This is a genomic window from Paenibacillus sp. FSL W7-1332, from assembly GCF_037969785.1.
In the GTDB taxonomy this organism is placed as follows: Bacteria; Bacillota; Bacilli; order Paenibacillales; family Paenibacillaceae; genus Paenibacillus_AQ.
This window is the reverse complement of the sequence record NZ_CP150209.1, coordinates 850,583-877,464: the sequence shown is the minus strand read 5'-3', so window position 1 is coordinate 877,464 and position 26,882 is coordinate 850,583. Positions and strand designations below refer to the sequence as shown.

22 protein-coding genes are annotated in these 26,882 nt (G+C 51.9%); 8 read left to right on the top strand and 14 right to left on the bottom strand.

The features are described 5' to 3' along the window. On the top strand, window positions 1–369 hold the full coding sequence (locus MKX98_RS03785; RefSeq protein WP_194540801.1) for a hypothetical protein: 369 nt from the start codon (window positions 1–3) through the stop codon (window positions 367–369). Between the two features lie 204 nt (window positions 370–573). Here the strand turns inward: MKX98_RS03785 and MKX98_RS03780 are convergent, their stop codons facing one another. The 3 genes from MKX98_RS03780 to MKX98_RS03770 all read right to left on the bottom strand — a co-directional run bounded on the left by MKX98_RS03780 (window position 574) and on the right by MKX98_RS03770 (window position 5,551). Continuing rightward, window positions 574–1,452, bottom strand: a complete 879-nt coding sequence (locus tag MKX98_RS03780; RefSeq protein WP_194540800.1) for a M15 family metallopeptidase — start codon at window positions 1,450–1,452, stop codon at window positions 574–576. 189 nt (window positions 1,453–1,641) lie between these two features. After that, window positions 1,642–2,379, bottom strand: coding sequence for a hypothetical protein (locus tag MKX98_RS03775; RefSeq protein ID WP_194540799.1), 738 nt, complete (start codon window positions 2,377–2,379; stop codon window positions 1,642–1,644). Between the two features lie 70 nt (window positions 2,380–2,449). After that, window positions 2,450–5,551 (bottom strand): DEAD/DEAH box helicase, encoded by a 3,102-nt coding sequence (locus MKX98_RS03770; RefSeq protein WP_220686635.1) that lies wholly within the window; start codon window positions 5,549–5,551, stop codon window positions 2,450–2,452. A gap of 312 nt (window positions 5,552–5,863) precedes the next feature. On the opposite strand from MKX98_RS03770, the gene MKX98_RS03765 reads away from it, so the two are divergent. Further along, window positions 5,864–6,076, top strand: a complete 213-nt coding sequence (locus MKX98_RS03765; protein WP_194540797.1) for a PLDc N-terminal domain-containing protein — start codon at window positions 5,864–5,866, stop codon at window positions 6,074–6,076. Window positions 6,077–6,319: 243 nt separating this feature from the next. Here the strand turns inward: MKX98_RS03765 and MKX98_RS03760 are convergent, their stop codons facing one another. From MKX98_RS03760 to MKX98_RS03750, 3 genes are all read right to left on the bottom strand, one after another. Further along, a complete protein-coding gene (locus tag MKX98_RS03760; RefSeq protein WP_071222082.1) occupies window positions 6,320–7,609 on the bottom strand; it encodes an ABC transporter substrate-binding protein in 1,290 nt (429 codons plus the stop codon). A gap of 143 nt (window positions 7,610–7,752) precedes the next feature. Then, on the bottom strand, window positions 7,753–8,589 hold the full coding sequence (locus MKX98_RS03755; RefSeq protein WP_194540796.1) for a carbohydrate ABC transporter permease: 837 nt from the start codon (window positions 8,587–8,589) through the stop codon (window positions 7,753–7,755). Continuing rightward, on the bottom strand, window positions 8,589–9,470 hold the full coding sequence (locus tag MKX98_RS03750; RefSeq protein WP_071222084.1) for a sugar ABC transporter permease: 882 nt from the start codon (window positions 9,468–9,470) through the stop codon (window positions 8,589–8,591). The genes MKX98_RS03755 and MKX98_RS03750 overlap by 1 nt, the downstream gene beginning before the upstream one ends. Window positions 9,471–9,622: 152 nt before the next feature. Between MKX98_RS03750 and MKX98_RS03745 the strand changes: the two genes are divergently transcribed. From MKX98_RS03745 to MKX98_RS03735, 3 genes are all read left to right on the top strand, one after another. After that, window positions 9,623–11,407, top strand: coding sequence for a histidine kinase (locus MKX98_RS03745; protein WP_220686636.1), 1,785 nt, complete (start codon window positions 9,623–9,625; stop codon window positions 11,405–11,407). Window position 11,408: 1 nt separating this feature from the next. After that, window positions 11,409–13,025: a response regulator gene (locus MKX98_RS03740; protein WP_220686637.1), complete on the top strand. Its 1,617-nt coding sequence runs from the start codon at window positions 11,409–11,411 to the stop codon at window positions 13,023–13,025. A gap of 96 nt (window positions 13,026–13,121) precedes the next feature. Next, on the top strand, window positions 13,122–13,886 hold the full coding sequence (locus tag MKX98_RS03735; RefSeq protein ID WP_220686638.1) for a tryptophan-rich sensory protein: 765 nt from the start codon (window positions 13,122–13,124) through the stop codon (window positions 13,884–13,886). Window positions 13,887–14,028: 142 nt separating this feature from the next. Here the strand turns inward: MKX98_RS03735 and MKX98_RS03730 are convergent, their stop codons facing one another. From MKX98_RS03730 to MKX98_RS03700, 7 genes are all read right to left on the bottom strand, one after another. Further along, window positions 14,029–14,409 carry a RidA family protein gene (locus MKX98_RS03730; RefSeq protein WP_071222088.1) on the bottom strand — a complete coding sequence of 127 codons (381 nt, stop codon included), beginning with the start codon at window positions 14,407–14,409 and terminating at the stop codon, window positions 14,029–14,031. Window positions 14,410–14,477: 68 nt separating this feature from the next. Beyond that, on the bottom strand, window positions 14,478–15,152 hold the full coding sequence (locus MKX98_RS03725) for an NAD(P)H-binding protein (RefSeq protein ID WP_339221487.1): 675 nt from the start codon (window positions 15,150–15,152) through the stop codon (window positions 14,478–14,480). A 245-nt stretch (window positions 15,153–15,397) separates the two neighbouring features. Further along, window positions 15,398–15,673, bottom strand: coding sequence for a hypothetical protein (locus MKX98_RS03720; protein ID WP_194540791.1), 276 nt, complete (start codon window positions 15,671–15,673; stop codon window positions 15,398–15,400). A gap of 32 nt (window positions 15,674–15,705) precedes the next feature. Then, window positions 15,706–15,909, bottom strand: coding sequence for a CsbD family protein (locus MKX98_RS03715; protein WP_071222090.1), 204 nt, complete (start codon window positions 15,907–15,909; stop codon window positions 15,706–15,708). A gap of 246 nt (window positions 15,910–16,155) precedes the next feature. Then, window positions 16,156–16,371 carry a twin-arginine translocase TatA/TatE family subunit gene (locus MKX98_RS03710; protein ID WP_071222091.1) on the bottom strand — a complete coding sequence of 72 codons (216 nt, stop codon included), beginning with the start codon at window positions 16,369–16,371 and terminating at the stop codon, window positions 16,156–16,158. A gap of 91 nt (window positions 16,372–16,462) precedes the next feature. After that, window positions 16,463–17,017: a RidA family protein gene (locus tag MKX98_RS03705; RefSeq protein WP_071222092.1), complete on the bottom strand. Its 555-nt coding sequence runs from the start codon at window positions 17,015–17,017 to the stop codon at window positions 16,463–16,465. Between the two features lie 19 nt (window positions 17,018–17,036). Next, a complete protein-coding gene (locus tag MKX98_RS03700; RefSeq protein WP_220686641.1) occupies window positions 17,037–18,641 on the bottom strand; it encodes a flavin monoamine oxidase family protein in 1,605 nt (534 codons plus the stop codon). A 277-nt stretch (window positions 18,642–18,918) separates the two neighbouring features. Between MKX98_RS03700 and MKX98_RS03695 the strand changes: the two genes are divergently transcribed. Then, window positions 18,919–19,170 (top strand): MerR family transcriptional regulator, encoded by a 252-nt coding sequence (locus MKX98_RS03695; RefSeq protein WP_220686642.1) that lies wholly within the window; start codon window positions 18,919–18,921, stop codon window positions 19,168–19,170. Between the two features lie 23 nt (window positions 19,171–19,193). Next, window positions 19,194–19,964: a twin-arginine translocase subunit TatC gene (tatC, locus tag MKX98_RS03690; RefSeq protein WP_339221484.1), complete on the top strand. Its 771-nt coding sequence runs from the start codon at window positions 19,194–19,196 to the stop codon at window positions 19,962–19,964. A 179-nt stretch (window positions 19,965–20,143) separates the two neighbouring features. On the opposite strand, the gene MKX98_RS03685 is transcribed toward tatC, so the two are convergent. Beyond that, window positions 20,144–21,649 (bottom strand): HD domain-containing phosphohydrolase, encoded by a 1,506-nt coding sequence (locus tag MKX98_RS03685; RefSeq protein ID WP_071222095.1) that lies wholly within the window; start codon window positions 21,647–21,649, stop codon window positions 20,144–20,146. A gap of 651 nt (window positions 21,650–22,300) precedes the next feature. Here MKX98_RS03685 and MKX98_RS03680 point away from each other — a divergent pair. Further along, window positions 22,301–26,800 (top strand): WIAG-tail domain, encoded by a 4,500-nt coding sequence (locus tag MKX98_RS03680; protein ID WP_339221481.1) that lies wholly within the window; start codon window positions 22,301–22,303, stop codon window positions 26,798–26,800. Window positions 26,801–26,882: the final 82 nt, after the last annotated feature.

The following is a 26,882-nucleotide window of genomic DNA, read 5'->3' as shown; positions in this document are numbered from 1 at the left end:
ATGACAAACGATAAAAAGACGTATTATGTTTCAGTCAATCACAACCTGATCCAGGATGTGCCGAACGATTCGAACGAATATGTCGTATATATGGATGATGAAGAGGTCTCAAAGCTGAGGGGGCTGCTCTATGAAGTCAGCAGCAGCGATCGGTATGCGTTTAAACGCACATTCGTCCCTTACAAGTCGGCAGATCATGACGATGCTGCCGAGCAATACGATGAACGAACGATCAACCTCTACCACTTTCTCCATGAACATGGGGATGAACGCACCCGCAAAACCATTGAGGACATGAACATCATGGGCAAGCTGACCGACACCGGCTACGATGATCCCGGTTATGAGGACTCGCCATTAAATAAGTAAAGACTATCAGAATGGTAAGCCTCTGAAGTGTATGCTTTCTTATCTCTTAAAATACGAATGAATCCCGGAGCCAAGCCGCCCCGGGATTCATTCGTATAACAAGAACATCGCCCGGTCTTGCGCAGGTCCTGTTCTACTTTATAGATTCGCAAGCCGGGGTACAAGGATAAAAAGTCCCGTTTATCCTACGACTATTAGCACAGCTTACAGTTTAATGTTTGCCTCATCGAAGTATTCCTCCAGCGTCAAGCCGCTGTCGGCAATATCCGGCGCCAGATCCTTGCCTACATAACGGATATGCCACGGCTCGTATACATAGCCGGTAATATCCTCGGCCCCTTCCGGATAACGAATGATAAAGCCGAATTCCGGCGCGCGTTGCGCCAGCCACTGCCCTTCCTCCGTATGCCCGAACGCTTCCTCCAGCGCATTGCCTGCGCTAGGGCTGGACACGTCTATTGTAAGGCCTGTCTGATGCTCGCTCGTACCCGGCACCGCGCTTACACGATTAGCCTCGGCTTCCCCTTTGGTACGAACATTGTTCTCGTATATCGTTTTTTGACGGGCATAAGAACGGTATCCCGATACGGCCCGGAGCTCGATGCCGTCTGCTTGGGCCGCAGCGAACAATTCCTCGAGCGCATCCGCCGCTTCTTTTCTCAGATGCCGTTTTTCGTGCGGCTCATCAAAAGAAAATGGAACATCCGGCTCCACGAGGTCACTTGGTTCATAACCATCCGGCAAGCTGCGCTGCTTATTCACAACCACCGTCATCGCCTCTGCGTTGGTTACAACCTGCTTGCCGCCGCTTTCCTGGATCGTGGCCTGAAGCGCATTCTCGCTCCGCTTCGCCATGACCGGATCCGCCGGCTGATTCTCAGCCCCTGTCTCTTCATTGCCCGCGCCGCCCTCAGGAAGTGTGTTTCCTTCCTGGCCCTCAGCCGGCGACTGCAATTCCTGACCCTGTTCCTTGCCGGAACCGGCATCATCCGATTGACAGCCTGCCAGAATGGCTCCTGCTAACAGCAAGGATGACAGCATTGCGCTTGTAAATCGTGTTCGTTTTCCCGAAAATGCATTCATCTATGGCTTCTTCCTTTCCCACGGTTTGTCCTGCATCCATTGTACATTAATCAGAATGAGCAGAACAAACGAGCGGCTGTCGAAACATCCCGGATAATCTCCGTTTACGTCAAATATCCGGCAAATTGCCCCGATTTATGGCGCCGTATCTATCAAATTCATTACAATGCTGTGATGGATTGGTAACCCTTACGGCGACTTTAAGCTGCGGCGCTTCTGCTCGGCTTGCTTGGCCGCGCCGCGGGCAATCACGCTGAGCGCTTTGGACGCGCCGCGAACGCCTGGCAGTAAGCTTGTCCAGTCGCCGACTGGGCCCAGCTGATCTGCCGGAGGCGGCGGTGACAGCTGCACCGCCAGCTCGCTAAGCTGCGGGCCGGGCCTGTGCAATCGGCCCTCGGCCGCCGCTTCGGCCACCCATTCGCCCGGAGAAGGGCCGGACGGCCCCTTCTCCTTCGCGCGGGCGGCCTGCTCTGCGGCAGAGCCGCCTGCCTGCGGCGGAGCTGCTTTGGCCCAGGCGCCAAAGACGCCGGCCAGCAGCGCTTCCCGCGGCAGCCCCAGCAGCGTCAGCTGCTGGAGCGGCTCAGCCGCAAGCCGCAGGGCTGCGGCAGCCAGCACGGCTGCGGCGTGTCCGCAGGCCGCTTGGCCGCAGGTGCAGCGGGCAGAGGCGGCCGGCTCTTCGCCCTGCAAGGGGGACGGCGCCAGCTCGGCCAGCCAAGGGGCGTCCTGCCCTGCAAGCAGGCGATACAGCGCCTGCGGGTCTTCCTCCAGATAAGCCAGCACGGCCTCGCGGGCAGCAGGGCTCAGCGTCTTTACCTGAACGCTGACCTCATAGCTCCCCGATGATTCGGGCGCTCCATCCACTTTCCCTTTTAACCATCCGGGTTCGATCACCAGCCCGGTCCGTTCGGCCGATTCCGCAGATTCCATAACCCACACCTCCTTGGCGTCCATTTTTGTATGCCTTTTTACGCTGCTTCACACGCCGTATGCAATCCGGTTACATCCAATCCTGCTCTTGCAGCTCGATCAACTGGCGCAGCTCACCGTCCGACATTTCCGTCAGCCATGTTTCGCCCGACCCGACCACCTGCTCGGACAACGCCTTCTTCTGTTCAATCAGCTCGTCAATCCGTTCCTCCAGCGTTCCCTGAGAAATCAGCTTGTGCACCTGAACGTTGCGATGCTGGCCGATCCGGAACACACGGTCCGTCGCCTGATTCTCAACCGCCGGGTTCCACCAACGATCATAGTGGAGCACATGATTCGCACGGGTCAAATTCAGACCTACGCCCCCGGCTTTTAACGACAGCACAAAAAACTCGGTCCCCTCGCCTGCCTGGAACGCCCGTACCATCTCATCCCGCTCCCGTTTGGGCACCCCGCCATGAAGGAAATACGGCTCCTTCCCGTATTTACGCCCAAGCATGCTTACCAGCAATTCACCCATGCCTACATACTGGGTAAAAATCAGCGCGGATTCTCCAACATCCGCGATGCTGTCGAGAATTTCAAGCATGCGCTCCATTTTGCCCGAGGACTCCGCACGCACCGCACGTCCTTCGTCGCGTCGAAGCAGCTGCGGATGATCGCATATCTGCTTCAGCTTGGTGAGGGATGAAAGCACAAGTCCCTTGCGCGCCATGCCCGTCCGGCTTTCGATCTGTCCCATCATCTCATCGACAACCGCTTGGTACATCGCACCTTGAACCTCGGTCAGCGGGCAATACGATTTCAATTCCAGTTTCTCCGGCAGATCCTTGCGGATATCCGGATCGCTCTTGAGTCTGCGCAGCATGAATGGAGATACGAGCTTATGAAGCTCACGGAATCTCTCCTGCTGTCCCTCTCCCGGCGCATATCGCTGACGGAAGGCGTTAAAGGAGCCGAGATATCCCGGATTAAGAAAATGAAAGATCGACCAAAGCTCCGCCAAACGGTTCTCCACCGGTGTTCCGGTCATGGCAATGCGGTGAGGCGCGGATAATTTCATGACGCTCTGCGCCTGCTTCGTCCGGTAATTCTTAATATATTGTGCTTCGTCAAGCACCACACTCGACCACTGGATAGCGGATAAATCACCGCCGTCTCTTCCCGCCAAATGATACGTGGTCAGCACGATATCATGATTGGCTGCTTCCTGCAGGAAGTATTCTCCACGCAGACGTCGAACGCCATGGTGCACATGCAAGGTCAGATCCGGTGCAAATCGCTGGATTTCCCGCTGCCAGTTACCCAGAAGCGAAGTCGGGCAAATAATCAGCACCGGACCGCCAGCCGATTCCGTATTGAGACGCTCTAATAGACAGGTTATAACCTGTACCGTTTTTCCAAGTCCCATATCGTCGGCAAGGCAAACACCAAATCCCAAATCGCGCATTACGCTAAGCCACTGGTATCCCCGTTCCTGATACGGCCTCAGTTCGCCGTGAAGCGAGGAAGGAATCGGGCGAGACGGCAGCTTGCGGGCCGTTTCGCCATCCAGTAAGGAGGACAGCAGACCGGTTGTCTCCACTTCCTCGATAAAGAGACCTTTCCACATGCGCTCTCCATCCATATCCGCGCTAAGATGCATCCATTCCGCAAGCTCCATCTCGCCCTTCTCATGGCGCTTCATGAACCGCAGCACTTGGTTGATCTCCTTCAGATCGACCTCAACCCATTCCCCGCGGAACTGGACATAGGGCAGATTCTGTTCGGCCAGAAACTTCAATTCTTCGCGCGTCAGGGATTGGCCTCCCATCGCTGCGGAGATTTGAAAGCTGACCAGATGCTCCATGCCGAGCACCGGCAGAGGATGCGCTTCGCCGGATGGTCTTGCATCCGGCATCATTTTGAGGGATAAGCCGACGCGGCGGCGCCCTTCCCTGCTCCATCGTGAAGGCATTTGAACCGTGACTCCGCTTGCCGTTAATTTCGGAACCGATTCCTTCATAAATGTGGACAAGCGGTCAAGCGACAGGGACACGCTCTCGGGAGCACGTCCGTACAAGCCAGCGGCCAGCTCCGGTGCCAGCTCTGCCGCTTCTCCCAGCTTCATCAACAGCTGCAGCTGAACCCTACAATACATCCGTCCGCGGATCAGCTGATCGGATTCCGGATTTCCCCAGATGCTGCGGACGGGCATCGATAAGCCTTCATCCTCCTGACTGCGTGCCCAGAAGGACACCTTCCAGTCCTTCCGGCTCTCATCCAGGGGCGGCTCAAGCCGCAGCCCAAGTCCAATGGTCCCGTTCTCGGGAGGCTGATCCTCCCCGCTGTCATAAGGAAACGCCGTCCCTCCAACACGTTCAACGGCTTCCTCCAGCTCGCTCACTTCCTCCGCCGTCCCTTGAATGGGAATGTCCCGACTGACGGTCAACAGGCTGTTCCACCACAGCTCGGCCAGCGGAGATTGTCCCCGCCGGTAGTTCGCCAGATAGGTCCGCAGCTTATCCTCCGATTCGCGGACAGCCGCCCGGACTTGGCTGTCGATCACGCCGCACAGAAAAGAATACAGCACAATAGCCCCTGCTTCCTCACGAGTAGAAGGATCGGATCCGGCAAGAGCTGCCGGCGTCCCAATCGCAATGGGCGGGATATTCGCTGCCAGCTGCAGAAAGCGCGCGCCATCCTCGGCAGACAGCTGCGGCTTCCATACCGCCTTTATATTTTGCATCGTTGTCCGACGCCTGCCTACGGAAGGCACCTCGGCCGTCCCTGGTGCAAACTTCCCTTGCAGGAGCAGCTCCAATGCGAATCTGCTCGCTTGTACCCAATATTCCATTTCTTCACCAACGCTTAGTCCCTGAGTCTGGTAATACTCAGGATCCAGCGAGATCAGCAATTGAAATGCGTCTCCCGGTGTCAGAGCAAGCCCTTCCATCGTCCGTCCGCCAAGTGTCTTCCGTTCCGGACGCCGTGCGCTTTTCGATCCGAGAACTTTGGCCGGATATCGGAGCTCGGCAAGCCGGAGGGAAGCGTTAGCGAAGGGACGGATTCCATCCGGTCTGCTAAAGGTACGGACCACGCGGCTCCAAGCATCCACTCTCGGTTCCGAAACCTCACCGGAAAAACAAAAGAATACATCACCTAACCATACGCCATAGAGCGGTTGATTCATCGTTGTCTCCCGTCTTTTCCTGCTTTATAGATATTATTACTATCTTATACGATAGCTTCAACATTTCAAAACGATGCGAAATCGTTCTCACGCCAAAATAACGTCAACCTTTATCATACCATGTATTTACTATTTCGTAGTGATCTATGTATTGCAGATTTCTCCTATATAGGTTAATAAAATATCCGTAATCTTATGCAATCTCCGGTTACCGCCAGCAGGAAAACCCCAAATTTTTTCGTTTTTATGCGACCCTAATGCCGATCGACCGTATGTAGATCATACAATTAGAGTTCGGGAGGCTATTTCATTATGAGTTTTGTTGGCGTTGGTATTATCGGGATTTTGACATTATTACTGGGATTATTCTTCTTCCTTCTTCACATTGCCGTCTGCGTATGGGGTTATAATGACGCCCGGCGAAAAGGCCGCAGCCCTGAATTTGCGATTCTGGTTGTGCTCGGCTTGTTGTTCTTCCCTGTTGTTGGTCTCATTATTTATTTGCTGATCCGAAATCATTATTAGTCATAAACATGCTCCGCTGCTTCTTCCCCTTAGCCACAGGGCATGCTTATCAACGATAAAGACGGTGCCACAAAGCTATTACCAATAAATAAAAAGGTCGAAGCACAGCGCTCGAAATGAGTCTGTCTTCGACCTTTTATAATGCATAAACTGTTTTGATGACTCGATATTCCCTTAGGGACAGCCCCAATTACGTCAATGGATCATTTCGATGGCATAGCGCTATAAGCGCCACCCTCGTGGTTACTTCGCTTTCAAGCTTTCCCATGATTTCTGAATGCCTTCGAACAATTGGTTCTTGTCCACATTGCCTGCCACATATCCTTGCATCTGGCTGCCGAATTCATTCATGCCGCCGTCAGGGAATTTGTTGAACTCCCAGCTGAGCGCTTTGTTCTCTTTGCTGTATTTCATGACATCGTTCCCCAGATCGCCAAGCGTCTCGCTGTTTGCTTCGATGCTGGTCAGTGCAGGGATGAACTTGAACTCTTCCGTAATGTAACGTTTACCGGTCTCCGAAGTGACGAGCCAGTTCAGGAATTCCTTCGCTTCATCCTTCACCTGCGATTTGTTGTTCACGACCCAGTTGTTTGGCACGCCGATCGGAAGTTTGTCATTCTCTTCGGCATTGTCATTGATCGGCATCGGCAGAAGGCCGATGTTCAGATCCGGATTGATGCCGTCGATCTGTACTTGCGTCCAGTTCCCGTTCTGGGTCATGGCCGCTTCACCGCTGGCAAAGGTCGTGATTTCCGTGTTGTAATCCGTCGTCAGCGGGTTCTTCTGGCCGTATTGGACGGTGAGGTCGAACAGTCTCATCCATTCGTCGAATTTCGCGTTGCCAACCAGCTTCTCCGTGCCTTCATTCATTCCTTTAACGAATGCATTCGGATCTTCCTGATGGGCGAACGGAATGTTCAGCAAATGGTTGGCCAAAATCCAGGTCTCTTGGTAACCGTTCACGAATGGCGTAATACCGGCTGCTTGCAGTTTTTTGGCTGCTTCCTCAAGCTCTGTGAGCGTCTTAGGAAGCTCGGTGATTCCCGCTTTTTCAAACAAATCTTTATTGTAAATAAATCCATAACCCTCGATCGTCATCGGTTGTCCGTACAGTTTACCGTCTTTGGTCATAGGCTCTTTGGCAACGTCAACAACATCCTTCACCCATGGCTGGTCTGAGAGATCCTCAACATTCTCGAACCACGTTTCAAGATCGCGGTATCCGCCAACGTTGAAAATGTCCGGCTCGTCGCCGGAAGCGAACTTCGCTTTCAGCGCCGCGCCATAATCCGAACCGCCGCCAACCGTTTGAATGTCCAGCTTAATGCCGGGATGCTCTTTTTCGTATTCGGCTTTCAGTTTATTCAGAGCCTCGGCGATTTCGACTTTAAATTGAAAAATCTTAATCGTTTTCGTTCCACCCTCGGCACCACCATCAGCGCCTTGATTGTCCTCATTCTTGCCGCCGCAGGCTGCAAGCAGCGTAGAGAAAGCCAGAACCATGACCAGGAGCAGCTTACCGTATTTCTTCATTGTGAATCCTCCCTTTTTTTCTTCTATAAGGATCGTGTACTGCATTTGTTGATAGCGTTTACTTTTCCAGTATAATCAACCTTTTTTCGTTAAATCAGGGATTATATTGATCTGTGAGGGGGAAGGAATTGACCGATTGACAGCTATCCCTTCACCGCTCCTTGCGTAATGCCCTCAATGATGTATTTCTGCATGGCCAGGAAGAAAATAATGACCGGCATGATCCCCAGCACCAGCGCCGGCAGAGCCAAATCCCACTGCTTGGTATATTGCCCAAAAAAGGCGAAGGTAGCAATCGGAATGGTCCGAAGATCTGCGGACTGCAGGATCAAGGATGGCAGCAGGTAGTCATTCCATATCCATAGGGTGTTCAGGATGATAACCGTAACGAACATCGGCTTCATCAGCGGGAATACCACCCGGAAGAATACGCCGTATCCGCTGGATCCATCCACGGTTGCGGCTTCTTCGATCTCCATCGGGATCGATTTCACGAAGCCATGGAACAGAAATACGCTTAGCGGAACTCCGAAGCCCAGGTAACAGATAATGAGCCCGTACAAGCTGTTGTTAATGCCCAGCGTTGCCGTCACTTTCACGAGCGGAATCATGATCGATTGAAACGGAATGACCATCGCCGCCACAAACAGTGCAAACATGATCCGGTTAAAGCGCGTGTTCCGGCGAACCATCTGATACGCGGTCATCGCACTTAACATCGCCAGCAGCAGATTGCTGGCTACCGTAACGACCAGCGAGTTCCAGAACGCCTGCGGGAAATTGGTGATATCCCACGCCCGTGAATAGTTGCTCCATTCAAGAGTGGTCGGGAGTCCTGCCGAGTCCGTCAACAGATCACCGAAGGTTTTGACGGAGTTCACGAACAGGAAGTAGAACGGGACCAGGAAGAGCAAGGCTACGATAATCATGATGATCTCCGTGGCCATGGTGTTCAGCCGGTATTTTCTCGTGGTCTCCATTACGCTTCAACCTCCTTGCTCTTCGTGAATCGAACTTGCAGACTTGTTATGATGGCAACCACGATGAAGAAGATGACCGCCTTCGCCGTTCCGAGCCCGAGACGGTTATTCGTATACGCCTCGTTGTAAATATTCATGGCCACCGACTCCGTGGAGCCGAACGGTCCGCCTTTAGTTAAGGACAGGTTCAAGTCGAACATTTTGAAGGACCAGGAAATCGCCAGGAACAAACATACCGTAACCGCTGGCATAACGAGCGGAATAATGATGGACCGCAGTACCTGCCCTCTGCTCGCGCCGTCGATTTCGGCTGCCTCCAGAATATCCTTCGGCACGTTGTTGAGCGAGGAAATGTAGATGACCATCAGGTAACCGGCCGTCTGCCATACGAAAACGATTACAATTGCCCAAAAGGCAGTTCCCTTCGTACCGAGCCACGGCAGATTGAAGAATCCGAGGTTGGTGGCATTACCGATCGCCGCAAACCCTTTGACAAAAATAAACTGCCAGATAAAACCGAGCAGCAGGCCGCCGATGACGTTAGGCATGAAGAAAATCGTCCGGAGCACGTTCCGTGTTTTAAGCGGCTTGGTCAGGAAGTACGCCAGTAAAAATCCGAGCAGATTCGTAAGGATGACGCCAAGCACCGTAAACCGGGTTGTGAACCAGAAGGCATCACGGAATTTATCATCATTGGTAAAAATGGTAACAAAATTATCAAAGCCGACAAAGTCGATTTTGCTTGACACGCCATTCCAGTTCGTGAAGGAATAATAAAGACCCAGAAGGAACGGAATGATCATGATCAGGATGAAAAAAATAGTGGAAGGTCCCACGAAAAGAAACTGCTGCAGCAGCGCCGAAGATTTTTTTCGATTCATCCCTTGATCTCCCCTTTTCGTTTAAGTTGTTGTATGATGTACAGCCATTATGCGGTAACCTGTAAACAATAAACACGGAGAATCATGAACCGTTAGGTGTAAAATATTGACCATACGCGATGCCCATTCCATAACTCAGGGGGTGATCCTATATGAAATACCGCAGCATCCAGACCCGGCTGATCACATTCATGCTCGCCGTCACAACCATTCCGCTTCTGCTGTCGCTTTACATTACGTTTACGCATACCCGCGAGTCCGTGAAGGAGCAGACGGTGGATGAAAATATACGGCTGATTTACCAAGGAGCCACCAATCTGATGAACTATTTGCGCGTCATCGACCGCGCCTCCCTGTCCGTATATTCCGATCCCCATTTTTTGCGCAATCTTGCCCTGGATCCCGATAATCACCGGGTGGTGGCCGAGCTGTATACGACCCTGCAGGCCATTCAAACGGGCACGCAGGACGTGCATCAAATTTATCTGCACAATCATTTGACGGGACAGTCCACCCAGATATCCAGCAATTTGCCTCGCAGGGAATTCCGGCAGGCCCCTTACCGTAAAATAGAAGAATTCGGCCCGGGCAATACGGCCATCGAGCCCGTCCATCAGGTGCACAGTTACGGGTTCCCTCCGCGGCCTGCGGACATTCTGAATTTTGAAGTTTTCACCTTCTATCGCTCCATCACCAACGTACCGTCACCCGACCAATATGCCCTTATGGCGATCGATGTGAAACTTGACAGTATTTTGGCCATTTGCGATCAACTGTATGCCAAAGGGGAAGAACAGCTATACTTGATTGATGACAAGGGAAGCGTCATCTACAGTCCGGATCCGCAGCAGCGGGGGCAACGTCTGGACGACCCTGTGCTCATGGGCGAAATCGCTCAAGCGGAAAATGGTTACTACGATGGCAGAGACGCGATGATCGTATATGAGAAACTCGATTTGCCTTATGCGCCCTGGACGCTTGTCAAACAAATTCCGCATCAAACGCTGTACAAGCATTCGACAGAACTAACGAGCATTAATGCGATTATTGCGATTTTAGCACTGTTCATTGTCATATTCGGCACGCTATGGATATCCATTCGGATTACAAGACCCATTAAACAACTCACAAGCTATATGAATCAGGTGAAAACCGGTCGGCTTGACGTGGATATTGACGTAACAAGCCCGGACGAGATCGGGATTCTCTCCCGCCGCTTCCGAACGATGATGGACACCATCAACAACCTGATCCTGCGTGAGTACCGGCTGGAAATCGCCAATAAGACCAACCAGCTGAAGGCACTTCAGGCGCAGATTGATCCGCATTTCCTGTACAATTCGCTCCAGTCGATCGGTACCCTGGCCCTGCAGCATAATGTGCCGCGAATCTATTCCCTGCTCTCATCGCTGGCGAATATGATGCGCTACAATATGCGCAACAGCGAGGGCAAAGTGACCCTGCAGGATGAGATCAACCATGTGCGGCTGTACCTTGAGCTGCAGAAGCAGCGGTTCCGTGACCAGCTGGACATCACATGGGATTTGGATCCCGAAAGCCTTACGACTCCGGTTCCGAAGATGATCCTGCAGCCGATTGTTGAGAATTATTTTAAGCATGGCATGAATACGCACGCCGGCGTCGGCCATATATCCATATCTTCCCGCATCGCGGAAGATCGCCGCTTGATCGTCATCGTTGAAAATAACGGGTCCTCCATCGAAGAAGCCGAGCTCGCTTTGATTCGCAGCAAGCTTGCGACCGCTTACGGCCACCCTGACCGGAACGATGCCGGCAATGAATCGATTGGGCTCTTAAATGTTTTGATGCGATTGAACTTATACTCCGACAACAAGGCCGGATTAACGATAGAGAATGTAATACCACACGGCGTCAAGGTCACGCTCGATATCAACGCATGGGAGAGTGAACAGTAGAATGAGAGTATTGATCGTAGATGACGAACAGCATGTGCGGGAGGCTATAGGGCTTCTGGCAGACTGGAAGCGGCATGGCATCACGGAAATTGATCAGGCCGCTGACGGGGAGGAAGCGGTCCGCTTAATCGAGGAGAACAAACCGCAAATTGTCATGACTGACATGCGAATGCCCCGCAAAAACGGACTGGAGCTGCTTACCTGGCTCCATACTACGAAACCGGATATTAAAGTGCTCGTCATTAGCGGATATGATGATTTTGAATATGTGCGTCATACGATCCGTTCGGGAGGCATTGACTATATTCTCAAGCCCGTTGAACCGGACAGCTTGAACGAAGCGCTGGCCAAAGCGGTTCAAACCTGGCAGCTCGAGGAAGAGAAGCGGCAGCAGATTACTAACCAGAATATTGAAATGAATCAGATGGCCCCTTTCTATATGGACCGCCTGCTCTCGGATCTGGTGAACGGCTACGGCAACAGGGACAGCGTGGTTTCTCAATTACGGAACCGGATGACGCTGCCGGCAACCGGCATGATCTATAACGTTGCCGTCCTACGCGATGATCAATTTGACGAAGCTTTGCTGTCCAAATTCCGCAACAGGCGCCATCTGCTATCCTTCACGCTCATCAATATTTGCAATGAGCTGTTGATGGATCAGGGGGTTGCCTTTCGACATATCGACAAGCCCGGGGAAATCATGATCCTCTGTTGGAATCCGCGGCTTCCCTTTAACGACGTACTCGATCGAATCAATGACGGGTTCTTCTCCACCCTTCGCAGGCGGAGCCATTTCGGTGCCGCCAGAGCAGGCGCCTTTCCCGATGATCTGCCGAAGGCTTATCTAAATGCCGTCCAAGCTTTGTGCAGCCGCAATCTATTAACCGGCAAATCCCGTATCCATCGCGAACGCGCCGTTGAAAGCGAAGGCTCGCGCACCCTTCGGCTCTCCTCCTACGAGGAGAAATTCAAACTGGCTGCACTTAGCGGGAGCAAGGAGCGCATTGAGGCAGCCACGGAAGAATGGCTGCACGATGTGAGAGAGAGGGATCTCGTATCGCCGGAGCATCTGGCGAGATGGAATTCGGAGTGGGACTGGATCCAGTATCATTGGACGGAAAATGAAGTGAAAAGCACGCAGGAGCCCATCGAAGACGCTGAAATCTCGCAGGACCTCCCTTCCCCGCTTCCTTACAGCGAGGAGGGAATGATCTGCTGGGATCGCTGGCGCGAGCAGATCAGCGGAAGGCTGTATGCAGCATCCCGGGTTCTTACCCAGATTCATTCCAAGGACAGTCACATCATTCATGATATTGCCCACTATTTGGAGCAGCACTATCATGAGGAGATTTCCCTTCAGCAAATTGCGGGGAAATTCTTTCTTAGCAGGGAGTACATTTCGCGAAAATTCAAGCAGGAATTCGGCGTAACGTTATCGGATTTTCTCGGGCGGATTCGTATCGACAAAGCCAAAACGCTGCTGCTCAATCCCCAGATCCGGATCGCCCAAATCGCGGAGATGGTTGGTTACCAGGATGAGAAGTATTTCAGCAAAGTGTTCAAAAAGATGGAGGGTTTCACGCCCAACGAATACCGGAAGAAACCTATGAGTTAAGTGAAGGGGCGGTGCCCCTTTCTTGGCTGCTGGCTCGATATTCATTCTTTTGGGTATATTCTATATATTCCAGACTGATATCAGGAGGAGATTTTATTGTACCGCAACAACCCGTACCGCTGGTGGAATCTGCTGTTTTTCGCCGGTGTAATTGCCGTGAATGTGTTATCAGGCATGCTGCCGCTTGGCGGCAGAACAACCGGGGAGATATCAGATATGTATTATACAGCGATCACCCCCGCAGGATATGCCTTTTCCATATGGTCCGTCATCTATGTGCTGCTGTTCTTTTTTGTCATCTATCAGCTGCGTCGCGACACCGGAAACCGCGATTCGGTAAAATCCATCGGTCCATGGTTTATCCTCAGCTGTGTATTCAATATGGCATGGCTTATTTTGTGGCACTATTTGTATATTGAATGGTCTGTCGTGGTGATGTTCCTGCTGCTGTTAACCTTATGGGTTCTATATGCCCGCACGCATACGATCGACTATCCGACGTCAGGGGAAAAGTTTTGTCTGAAATTGCCGTTCAGCCTATATATCGGCTGGGTATGCCCTGCCTTTATCGTCAACGTCGGAATCGTGTTTCAGAAGAATGACTGGAGCCTTTTCGGCCTGCGCGAAACCACTTTGGGGATTGTGCTGCTCTGCATCGGTGCATTACTCGCCATATGGATCGGCCAGCGTTACCGGGACAGCATCGTGCCGCTGGTCTTCACCTGGGCTTACATCGCCATCGCGGCCGAGCATCGGGAGACCGACAGCATTTTAATGACCGCCTTTGTACTCTCTATCGTCCTGTTTGTATATGCCATATGGCTCTTCTTTACCCGCAATCGGAGAAGATCGCGATATTAAACCGAGCCTTAACGAAAAGCTTCCCTTGCTCGTCTATGAGATTAGTTCGCACCCTTTTCAATATCGTTAAAATTCAATAGAGCATAAAAAAGGGAGCTTTGCCTACATTGGCAAAGCTCCCTTTCACATGGGATCATATCGCTTATGGCTTAACGGCGATGACTTCAATCTCAACCAGTCCGTCCTTCGGCAAACGAGCAACCTCAACGGCGCTGCGAGCAGGGTAGGGCTCGGAGAAGAAGCTGCCGTACACTTCGTTAACCGCTGCAAAATCATTCATATCCTTCAAGAATACGGTGGTTTTCACCACATGGTCGAGGCTTGTCCCGGCCGCTTCAAGGATCGCCTTCACGTTGCTAAGAGACAGCTTCGCCTGCTCCTGAACTCCCTCGCCGAATTCACCCGTTTCCGGATTCAGGCCGAGCTGGCCTGAGGTATAGACGAATCCGTTGATTTCTACAGCTTGGCTGTAAGGCCCGATAGCTCCCGGTGCTTTGTTGGTCGATATGATATGTTTACTCATGGTCTGTCACCCTTTCTATGTATTCCTATCTGTGTACATTGTAATCTGCCAAGGGTGCTCTGGCAAATTTATTCAGCGGCCTCGCCGAGAACATGAATGACTTCATTGGTGTATACATGGTGGCCTTTCATATCCGTTAAGCCGATATTCACCATCGATCTGGCTACTTTCCGCGCTGGTATGGCCCGGTATGGGGCCAGCTTCGGACCTTTGAATGCAAAGTCGAGGGAAGTCATGAGAACCGATGCCACCCGCTCTCCAAACCGCCGCTCGGGCCGCTCGCCCAGCAATAATGACGGTCTGAACAGATGCAGCCCCCGAAAGCCAATCCCGGCCAGCTTTTCTTCAACCTCACCCTTGGTGCGAAGATAGAAATTACGAACCTTCGGATTAGCGCCTGCGGAGCTGACCGCCATAAATTGTCTCACCCCGTGCCGCTTAGCCAACTCCGCTGTCTTGATGACATAATCCACATCCACTTTACGGAATTGCTGCTGGGACCCCGCTTTCCTGATCGTGGTTCCCAGGCAGCAATACACGCTGTGGACGCCAGAAAAATCATCGCTGTATCGATCCAGTTGATCCCATTCCACCAAGATGGGCTTCAACTGGGGATGCGTTATATCAGGAAGACTTCGTACCAGCACGCGAACCTCTTCAAGCTCCTCGCGCCCCAGCAGTTCTTCGGTTACCATACGCCCCACAAGCCCTGTGGCCCCGACTACGAGTGCAACCATTCCCACCTCGCCCCCTCCCTCCGTTCATGATATAAAATATGAATGACATGAAAGGCCTCTGCAGCCCCCGCTCTTCTATGCAGCACGAAGCATTCTCCGCCCTAAATGGGCTGATCAAACTTCCTTTTGACCTCATTCTACACCGCATCGGATCCAAGTCAATATGACTTTTCAAATATAAAACTCACATGAATTTCCCATGGCTCAGGGCCTGGACATCCAAGCTTAAAAAGACAAAAAAAGAGCGCAAATCAGGCTCGATTTGCACTCTTTCTCCAAGCGGTTATGAAGCTGGTCAGCGGTTTCCACTCCCTGTGGAGCCAGCCGGAGGATTCGGCAGTTTCCTCCGCCAGTAGCCCCGCGGTGGAAGATGCCGCCTGCTGACTGTCTCTGACAGGGAGAACTTCCTCATTCATCATCTCATAGTATCCCAAATGATAGGTGCTGACCATGTCTCCGTGTAAGGTAAACACCTTGCCGTCACGAATATCGATCACCTTGCCGGTCACAACCCGGGATTCCAACATGATTCGTTCTGCCTCCCTTATCGTCCTTTAGACTAGTCGCGGTATCTTGCACTCCAATCGGTATATTCACGCTCAGCCGCATCCTTCGTATGTCCGTAACGTTCCTGCAGCTTGCCAACCAATTTATCCTTCTGGCCGTCGATCACATCGAGATCGTCATCCGTCAATTTGCCCCATTGCTTCTTCGCTTCACCCTTCATCTGTTTCCATTTCCCTTTAAATACGTTGCTATCCATAATATCAGCTCCTCATAGAGTAATGAATAATGAAATGTAGAATTGCCTGTACTTGTGTATACCCCTCAGAAGTTTCTCTGAATCCTGGCAAAGGATGTCATCGCGAAGTTTCAGTCCTCGCATTGATCTCAAAGTCCAAGCATTCAAAAAAGCTGTCTCCATGGGCTACAGCAGCTCCACGGGACAGCTTCATTGGTACATACATATCCAATCTCATAGTGCTGAGGGCTGGATGAAACGGCCTGATCACCCTTTCAGTTTGATGACCGCTCCCTCCCTTTCCCTCTCCTTGCCCTTTTCCTCTTCTTTATCTTCCCCAACCAAGTCTCTGGCGGAAGCTTTGAATTCAGACAACGTGCGGCCCACCGCCCGGCCAAGCTCCGGCAGCTTGGAAGGACCGAACAGAATGAGCACGACAATCAGGATCATCATCAATCCGACAAAGCCGACATTTTGAAACATGGAACCCAACTCCTTTAATATGTGATGGTGACCGTTCTTTTGTGAAAGCCGGCGGCTATTCGATCAGCCGACTACGTGTAACAAGAACAACTTACTTTTTCTTATCCTTGCCAGGGTATACGGCTACGGCTTCAATCTCAATTAACCAATCGGCATTCACGAGGCTCGCTACTCCCACGGTAGAACGCGCAGGCTTCACGGGATTCTCCTTTGTATTGAAGAACTGGGCGTATGCGTCAAACCAGCCGGTATAATCAAAAGCTCCGTTCTTGGCTGCATCCGGGGTTAAGTACACTCTCAAATAGACGACATCCTTCATCGTCAGCCCCTGCTCCTTCAGTTGTTTCTCGATCTCCTTCAGGATGCCGATCCCTTGGGTTTTGGTATCGCCATAGCGCTCATAAACCGTCTTGCCATCCTTGTTCAGCAAGGGCGGAACCGTCCCGCTTGTATAAAGATAGGAAGCCCCTTCGGGTATGATAACCCCGCTGGAAATAGAGGATGTGGGACTGCCGTAAAATTTCGGGGCGGGCGAAGCTTTGGTCGGCTTCTTATAGGCGGAAGAGCTGTCGGCATACGCGGCGGTTACACTCACCGCACTGATCAGCATGGCCAGCGCCAGGATCGTCTTCAGTTGATTTTTCATGGAATCGTCTCCTTTCGATTTACGCTTTCATTACGCGTTGATGGATGTCGGTTACGACCTCCCGGGCGGACTCAATGGCCCCTGCTTGCCAAGCCGTGATGTAGCTGATGTGCTCCCCTGCCAAGTAAATACGGTTATCCGGCTTGCAGAGGGTAGGGTAGTAGGTTTTCCTGTCGTTGGCGGAATAGGATACCCAGCCGCCTTCCTGGTATTTAGTCTTTTTCCAGTCGATGGAGAAGGATGCCTCGAACTCCTTCGGATACTGTGGATGAATCTTAGCGCCTTGCGTTAGTGCAAGTCGCTCGCGTTCGGCATACGACATGGCCCCGATTTTATCGGCAGTGCCCCCGTATGCATAATAACCAAGCAGAATCCCCTTCTTTCCAAAATAGTCTGTCGGCGGATAGTAGATTTGCGTAATGTCCATATTCGTCAAGCTGCTGCCGCCATATAAATATTCGTCTTCTTCCCAAAAGCGCCGTTTGAACTGCAGGCCGATTTTACCTGCGGAAGCGTAACCGACGCTGCTGATCGCTTTGGACATCTCCGGCGAGAAATCGGCCGGGATCTTTTTCAATACCGTCAACGGTATGGTGCAGATGCAATAATCGCCGCGGATTTCTTGCTCTCTGGCGGAATTGCCGTCCGTGTACACGATCCGCACACCGGAAGAGGACTGGCGAATTTCCTTCACCTCTGCCCGGTACTTGATCCGGTTGCCGATTCTTTTCTCAAATGCCTTGATGATGGCGTCCATGCCGCCAACGGGATGAAACATCATCATCTGCTGATCGTAACCGTACTCGTTGCTGAAATATTTGCCGAAGCCGGAATTGATGATCGCCTTCAAATCGAATGGATCCCGGAGCACACCGGCATCCAGGCGGCTTCCCGGCTCCTCCTTATACCCGCCGCGCTCGGATCCCTTGTAGAACAGATCCGGATTCAGATCTCCTTCGGCCTTCAGATAATCCACCAGCTTCAGCTTCTCTTCCGCTGTCAGCGGCAGATCCAGCGCATTTTGATTCACGGCTTTGGCCAACATCTCGGCCACGTAACCGCGCACGTCAGCTTTGGCTGCACGTTTGGGGACGCGCTGCCCGGATAAAGCCCCCACGTTCTCGTTATAGTAGTAGCCGCTCTCATTCACATTGTTGAATGGCTCGATGGCTACGCCAAACTTCTTGCAATAATCCAGCGTGACGTGAAACTGCGGAATCCGCATCGGACCTGCATTGAAGTACAGCCCGTTATCAAAACGGGAAGTCTGACGGCCGAATCCGATCTCCGCAATGGAGGTTCCTTTGCGGATCGTCCAGTTGCGCCCGCCGGCAAAGCTTTTTGCTTCCAATATCGTGCAGTCGTAACCTGCCAGACCGAGCTCATACGCTGCCGTCAAACCCGCGATTCCTGCGCCGAGAATAACAATCTTCTTGCCACCGCGGCCGCTTAGATTCAGGTCATTTTTTCCGGGAGGCGTATATTCCGCTGCTTTCAACGTTTCTGGCGTAAGGAGCCCCATCGTACCCATCAAGCTGAAGACGGCGACAGATCCACCCACCTTGCCAACAGTCGTCAGAAATTGCCTCCGGGTCATCTCTTTTGGTTGTTCTTTTGTAGCCACCCTCGTTCACTCCTTCGCTAGTTTGTGATTGGATTCATGAGCCGATCTTAGCAGAGAAAACAAGGTTTGGCTTAAATTTTGTTAGGTTTTCTTACATAGTTTTTTTATTTTTGAAAAATGATTGCTTTTTCACCTTCTTTCTCATAAAATCATGTCATAAATCCTTCCAATAAAAATGAAATCGCCAAAATTATTGCCGTTTTATCTTCTTCGTTTTTAATCCCAAGCCAGGAACAATAGCTCAGGGTTAACAATACTTACATAGGAGGTAAAGATTATGGAGAGTAAGGTGATGAGTATTGGGGTTGTTTGCGAACTGACCGGCTTGACGGAACGGCAAATTCGGTATTACGAGGAACGAAAGCTTATATTTCCGAAGCGTACGAAGGGAGGAAATCGTCGATATTCTTTTGAGGATGTGAAAAGCATCCAGGAAATCCATCAAAAAATGCAGGAGGGATTTAATACATTTGAACTGAAGGAATTGAACAAAACGAAAAAACAGCGCTGCACGCCCATCTTCCGATGATGACCGAAGGAGTGACGAAGCCTATGGAGTTCAAGAGTACCATGACGCTGCTTGAGCACATCGCCGAACTTAGAAAACGGATCCTACTGATAGCTGCCGTCTTCATTCTGAGCATGGCGGCAGGCCTCATTGCTGCCCCTCATGTGTTATCCATGTTAAAGCATCACTCACCGGCCTTTCAGGTAACCTGGAACGTGTTCTCGCCTTGGGATGGACTGCGCATCTATATGAGCATAAGCATCGTATTATCGCTGCTTCCTACCCTGCCCTTTGCCCTTTATCAAATATGGCTGTTCGTCAATCAGGGACTGAACAACCGCGAGCAGAGAGCGGCCCTTCGGTTTATCCCTTTCTCCGCGTTATGTTTTCTTATAGGGGTTGCCTTTGCATACTTTGTCGTTTTTCCGATGAGTCTTGCTTTTACGACAGGAATCAACGGTCAGATGGACCTTGTCGAAACGTACGGCGTTGCCCAGTACTTCGGATTCATGTTCAATATCATTATCCCGCTCTCCCTTGCCTTCGAGCTGCCCGTTGTCGTCCTGTTTCTGACGCGAATAGGCATATTAAGTCCGGCTATCCTGCATACGATGAGGCGGTATGCCTACGTCGTTCTGGTGATCATTGCGGCGCTGATCTCGCCGCCTGATCTCGTATCTCACCTGATGGTTGCCATCCCGCTCATCGGTCTGTATGAGATCAGCACATGGCTGGCAAGCTGGATGCATCGCAAACAGAAGCATGTGAAACATGAAGAAAGCACGGAAATCGATACGGCTCACCAAATGATCTAATTTCCGTATTCACTCCTCGCCGACTCTCGAAGCAGCCGAGTACCCATTTATTGGCTGCTCTAAGGGGCAGTGATATTTTAACGACAGGCGCACAAAAAAGAGGCCGTTTACCTGCACAGGTACGGTCTCTTCTCATTCCTATCCATAGAATCAGCTGCGATTCCCTGCTTATCCACCTACTAGCGGATCGTAATGACCTTCTTCTCCGCTTTCATATATTTAACGAATATGCCCGCATAATCGGGGTCCCACTGGGTTCCCCTGCCGGCTTCCAGTATGTTCAAGGCATCCGCCGATTTCATGCCGCTGCGGTACGGCCTGTCCGACGTCATGGCATCATAGGCATCGGCCACGGCAATAATCCGTCCAAACAACGGAATCTCCTTCCCCTTCAACCCGTCAGGATACCCGCCTCCATCATAGCGCTCATGATGGGACCGTACCCCTTCCAGATAAGGAGCCATGGCATCGGCAGGCTCGATCTGCAGCAGAATGTTCTCTCCTTGAGCCGGGTGGGCCTTTACCTGATCGAACTCCTCTGCCGTCAGTTTCCCTTCCTTCAGCAAAATATTGTCCCGAACTCCGATCTTGCCGATATCATGCAGCAATGCCGTCTTGTGCAGCAGATCAACCTGCTCTTCGCTGAGTCCCGCCAGACGGCCGATTAACACCGAATACTCCGCTACCCGAAGCGAATGGCCGGCCGTGTAAGGATCTCTGGCATCCAGCGCCGCTGCCAGGGCGGCAAAATAACTGTCCAGCAGCTTGCGGTTTCGCTCCTCGCGCACCTGCAGCCCGCGAACCATCATATTGAAACCCGCGATCAGATTGGAAAATTCATCAGAATAGAGATTGGAGGTCTGAATCAGACGCCCCTCCTTAATCTCATTCATCGCCCGGTACAGCTGCCGGATCGGCCGCTGTAAATCCTGGGTCAAGAGCCAGGCGCCGATATAAGCAAAACCGACGCCAAGCAGCAATATAAATCCCGCCCAGCCCCAGTACTGCTGAGCTACGATCTGGCTGAGCCCCTCCAGACGAATCTGGACCGCCAGACTAAACAAAAACAGCGGAAAAGTGCCGATTAACATCGTGCTGAGCAAAAATTTTGTCCGAATCGCCATGAATACATGGCCCTCAAGGGAGAAGTCCACGCCATAACGAGATAACGCCTGCCGCCGAATCTCCTTGATCAAAGGGCGAATGGCGGCTATCGTCAGGAAAAATTCGATCATGGCATGACAGCTGGCTAGCAGGACCGCCCCCAGGCAAGCCAGCCATATATAGAACGGCGGAAAATTCAGTTTGCCCTGCTCCATCATCCAAACCGTCAGCAGAATGGCCGGAAGCGACAAGCCGAGCAGATGAGGTCCGAATATACGGTATACCGCCAAACGCGGCATACGGTGTATGCTCAAATATGCTTTTTCCAACGTTTCCAAATCCGTATGTCCTTCATGAAACCCCGCGTGAATCGGTCGTAAATGCCGAAGAAAGACGGTCAGCTCGGACGCAATCATCACCATGAATGAAATGGTCAGTATGACCACAAGGCGCGCGCCTTCCTCAATAGGAATTTCCAGAGTCGTTACCATTAATACGCCACCCACAACAAGCACAGCTGCAATGGACCCGATCATATAGTTCCGGATTAGCTGTTTAAGAAAAGACTTATACAGTTGCATCGTTCGCCTACTTTCATTAACAGATAATAAACATCGGCAAGGCAGGTGTGAATCCGAACGTATTCGACATGATGCTACAACACAAGATCCCAACAGCAGAATTTGCAAGAAAAAACTGTTAATATGAATATCGTTGGATTTCCAGAAAAAATCAAGCGTTTTTGCATAACATTCTAATATACATTTGAATATCTTTGCTTATTACGAGTACCTGTGCTATAATAAGTAATTGTTATATGAAGTTTAACCCCGTTAGTTCCTCGAAACATGGTTATTTACATCTCTGTTGAAGTGCAAATTCCTATTTTATGACCCTAAGAGTAAGAGTTTTATGGAACGGATTTCTGATTCACACTGGCGCGGTCATCGGAGCCGCAAGGACGAAAGAGAGGCAGGGCTTTTGTCGTTTTAGAAGCAAAGATTCTTGAAGAAACTTCAAATACGGAACCGACTGTACAGCCGTTACTGGCCGTCAGGGGTTAAATTTTATATGTGCTTTCTAGCGCTCAATCAAGGACTCGGCCTTTGGCCGGGTCCTTTTCCATGTTACGCTGCCCTTTCGTTTGTCGAATCCCAAAAGACCAGTGACAGCCGCCTAAACGGCTGCATATGATACCGGAGACGATGAGTATTCGGAAGGAGCGTGTTGTTTTGAAGAAAAAGAAGAAAAGCCCATCATCTTCCTCTTCCCAGCCCTACAGGGTAGATCCCACTACGAGGGAACTCGATCTGCTCGAGCGAAATAAAGGACGCAGCCCAAAAAAAGATAAAGATGCCCACATTCTTTCAGCAGCAACCATTATGGATCTGGATGAGGATCTTATCGGCATCATGGAATTAAAACAAGAAGAAAAAGAAAACAAAGAAAACACCCCATTATCGATATCTGACGAAGATTCCAGCTTGCCTACAGAAGATGCTGTAGCCGCTGACACCCTGACCGTACCTACCGATCCCCCCTCCCTTCCCGAGATGGAGATCGAGCATGTGCAGCTGATTATGGAGAAGGAAATGCCTGAAATTAAGGGCGCATTCATATATACAGAGGATATAGGGGAATATGCGGTAACCGAAAGTCGGATCGCTTCGAGAGCGGTCACAGCATCCAAGCTGTCGCGTGGTGCGGTTGGGCCTGAAGCCATACAAGACTACAGCATCACCAGTCTGCACCTTGCCGACGAAGCCGTGACTTCAGGAAAAATTGCGCCATTATCGGTCACGGGTGAACATCTAATGGATGGCATCTTATCTACGCGCAAGTTTCGAGACGGTTCCGTGAATGCCAGCAAGATCAAGGATGGCAGTATAACCTCGCAGAAGCTGGCAGACCACGCCGTAGTTAGCGATAAAATCGCGGATGGGGCTATTACTGCACGTCATCTTCAACAGCTTCTCGTGACAACCGACCTGCTCGAAGACCAAGCGGTTCAAGGAGACAAAATCGCATCCAGCGCCGTAGAAACCCGACATCTCGCTAATGAGAGCGTCCATAGCTCCAAGCTTGCAGAAGATGCAGTCACTTCGACCAAAATCCGTGAAGGTGCCGTAACAGGAAAAAAAATCGCCGATGACGCCATCTCAGCGTCCCACATAAAACCGCAAAGCATCGAAAGTAAGCATTTGGCAAGCGAAGCTGTAACTGCAGAGCATATTGCTGCCGGCAGCATCGGGTCAGGCCTAATTGCAGATGGTGCCATCAATGCCGGACATATTGAAGAAGGCTCGCTCAGCGCCCGCCATTTAGCGGACGGCGCCATAGGATCAGAGCAAATCCGGCCTGGCTCTATCGGTTCCGATCAGATCAGCATCAATGCAGTATCCGCCCGCCATCTGGCTGATTCCAGTGTCACAAGCTCCAAGCTTGCCGATCAATCCGTCCATACGGTGAAGCTGGTGGAACAGGCGGTGACGGCTTCGAAAATCGCGGATCAGAGCATACTTCCTAACAAAATTGCCAATGAAGCCGTCCAAACGCGCCATCTGGCTAAGGGCACGGTGGAATCGGACCAAATTGCATCGAATGCCATTCAAACCCGGCATCTCGCTGCGGATGCAGTAAACGCCGAGCACATTGCCGAGGGCAGCATCTTACCTAAGCATCTCGCGCCTCAAAGCGTCATAGGGCGCGCCATTCATCCCAAAACGATAGCGGAGCAGCATCTGGCTGACGGAGCGATCGGAAAACAGCATCTTCAACCCGCATCCGTCGGAGAAGAGACGCTGGCCCCTGAGAGCGTGACGAGCCAAAAGCTTGCGCTTGGATCGGTTGGCGGAGCCATTATTGCTAAGCATGGCGTGACCTCCGGCAATATTGCCAGTGAGGCCATTCAGCAGCAGCATCTGTCAGGGGGCAGTGTAGGCGCCGAAGCTCTGCAAAACGGTGCGGTTCGCGAGCAGCATCTGGCCGATGGCTCTATTGCCAGCCGTCATCTGCAGAAGGGAAGCGTACGGACTCAAGCGCTCGCCCAGGGTGCGGTAACGACAGATAAAATTGCCGCAGGCAGCATCGTGGAGTCCTCGATCGGCGATGGGGTTATTGCGCCTCGACATCTGGGGGACCACGCCGTAACCTCACCGAAGCTGTCTCCGGAAAGCGTGACCACCGATAAACTGACAGACCTTTCCGTAACTTCTAATAAACTGGCTGAGAGCAGTGTCTCTGCTGGCAAAATAGCTCCAAAGGCCGTTCAATCCACTCATCTCTCGCCGAGTGCGGTGACTTCCGAAGCAATTCAGAACAAGGCCGTTACTTCGGAAAAAATCGCTCCGCAAGCTGTAGAGGGCGCACATCTGGGACTGGAATCCATCCTGGGCAAACATATCGTGCAGGAAGCCATTCATGGTTATCACTTGAAGAAAAAATCCATCATGTTAAGCCATTTGGCCGATGAAAGCCGCTCGGCGGAAGCGTTGTTTGCCGACGGCAGCATACCGGGCGTAAAAATCGGGTCGCAATCGATTACGGAAGCCCATCTCTCGCCTTCGTCGGTCTCGGGATCCGCGCTGCAGGCGAACGCCGTGAGTGGTGACAAGATCAAGCCTCTTTCCATTTCAGCAGTGCATCTGCAAGAAGCGAGCGTCCAGTCTGACCATCTGGGCGTGGATATTGTGAAGTCACAGCATATGGATGAAGGATCGGTGACTGGACGCCATCTTGCTTCCGGCTCTGTCAATGCCCGGCACATTCAAGCCGAAAGCATAGAGTCCGCACATATCACGAACGACGCTGTCCTTCCTGAGCATATCGCCGGAGAGTCGATCCAGAGCGGACATCTTGCCGAAGGCGCTGTGAGCTCCAAGCATATTGAATTATTCTCGATTCAAAGCCATCACCTGGCGCCGTACTCGATCAACGCAGCGCATCTTGGAAATCAGTCTGTCGGTCATGTCCACCTGCAGCCGGACAGCGTTGGCGTCGATCAATTGCAGCCGGGGGCCGTAAAATCGAGGCAGCTGGCGGAGGGTGCCGTTCTTCCCCATCACCTGCAAATTTCCAGCATCGGTTCGCAGCATATCGAAGCCGGCGCAATCACAACGGAACTTGTGCAGGACGGTGGAATTACAAGCAGCAAGATTGCTGACGATTCCATCACCGGCAAGCACGTTGCTGAAGGATCGCTGACGGGCGCACAGATTGCTGACGGAGCCATCGGCTGCAAGCATCTTGGACCAGATGCCTTCAATAACTTCACGTTGGCCGAAGGATCGGTTACTGGCAGCAAGATTGCTGAGGCTTCCATCACCGGATTGCATGTAGCTGAAGGTTCGCTTACTGGTACGCAGATTGCCGACGGGGCCATCGGCAGCAAGCATCTCGGACCGGATGCCTTCAATAACTTCGCGTTGGCCGAAGGATCGGTTACTGGCAGCAAGATTGCTGAGGCTTCCATTACAGGCGCTCACATTGCTGACGGCTCCCTCACTGGAGCGCAGATTGCCGACGGAGCCATCGGCAGCAAGCATCTTGGACCGGATGCCTTCAATAACTTCACGTTGGCCGAAGGATCGGTTGACGGCAGCAAGATTGCAGAGGCTTCCATCACGAGCACGCACATTGCTGACGGCTCTCTGACTGGCGTGCAGATTGCCGACGGGGCCATCGGCAGCAAGCATCTCGGACCGGATGCCTTCAATAACTTCACGTTGGCCGAAGGATCGGTTACTGGCAGCAAAATTGCTGAGGCTTCCATCACTGGATTGCATGTAGCTGAAGGTTCGCTTACTGGTATCCAGATTGCCGACGGGGCCATCGGCAGCAAGCATCTCGGACCGGATGCCTTCAATAACTTCGCGTTGGCCGAAGGATCGGTTACTGGCAGCAAGATTGCTGAGGCTTCCATCACTGGATTGCATGTAGCTGAAGGTTCGCTTACTGGTACCCAGATTGCCGACGGGGCCATCGGCAGCAAGCATCTCGGACCGGATGCCTTCAATAACTTCGCGTTGGCCGAAGGATCTGTTGACGGCAGCAAGATTGCCGAGGCTTCCATTACGAGCGCGCACATTGCTGACGGCTCCGTCACTGGAGCGCAAATTGCCGACGGGGCCATCGGCAGCAAGCATCTCGGACCGGATGCCTTCAATAACTTCACGTTGGCCGAAGGATCGGTTGACGGCAGCAAGATTGCCGAGGCTTCCATCACGAGCACGCACATTGCTGACGGCTCACTTACCGGAGCGCAAATTGCCGACGGAACCATCGGCAGCAAGCATCTTGGACCGGATGCCTTCAATAACTTTACGTTAGCCGAAGGCTCCATTGATAGCGATAAACTTGCAAACGGCGCCGTCACAAGCGCCCATCTGGCCGACGGAGCCGTTACCGGACAACAATTGACTAAAGGTGCCGTAACGGCAGAACATTTAAGCTTTGCGCCAATACGCAGCGCAGCCGGCCAGCCGAAGCTGCAGCAATTCGGCATGACGCCTTTTGTATTTGGAGCTGAAGCCTTGACCGAGGTGACCGTCCAATTCGAGGAGGCTTTTGCTGGGATCAACTATATCATTGTGGGAATGAGCAATAATCCTGGCTTCCAGATCTCCTTGAAATCCCAGCGTGAGGATGCCGCCGTCCTAGAAGTAAGCCGCCAGCCTAACTGCAATCTCGCCTATGGTTTCATGTCCTGGATAGCCATCGGCCCTTCACGATAACAACATAGCAATCCAAAAAAAAGGCTCTCCCCTGCATAACAAGGGAGGGCCTCTTTCACTAGCGGCTGACTATTGATATGGC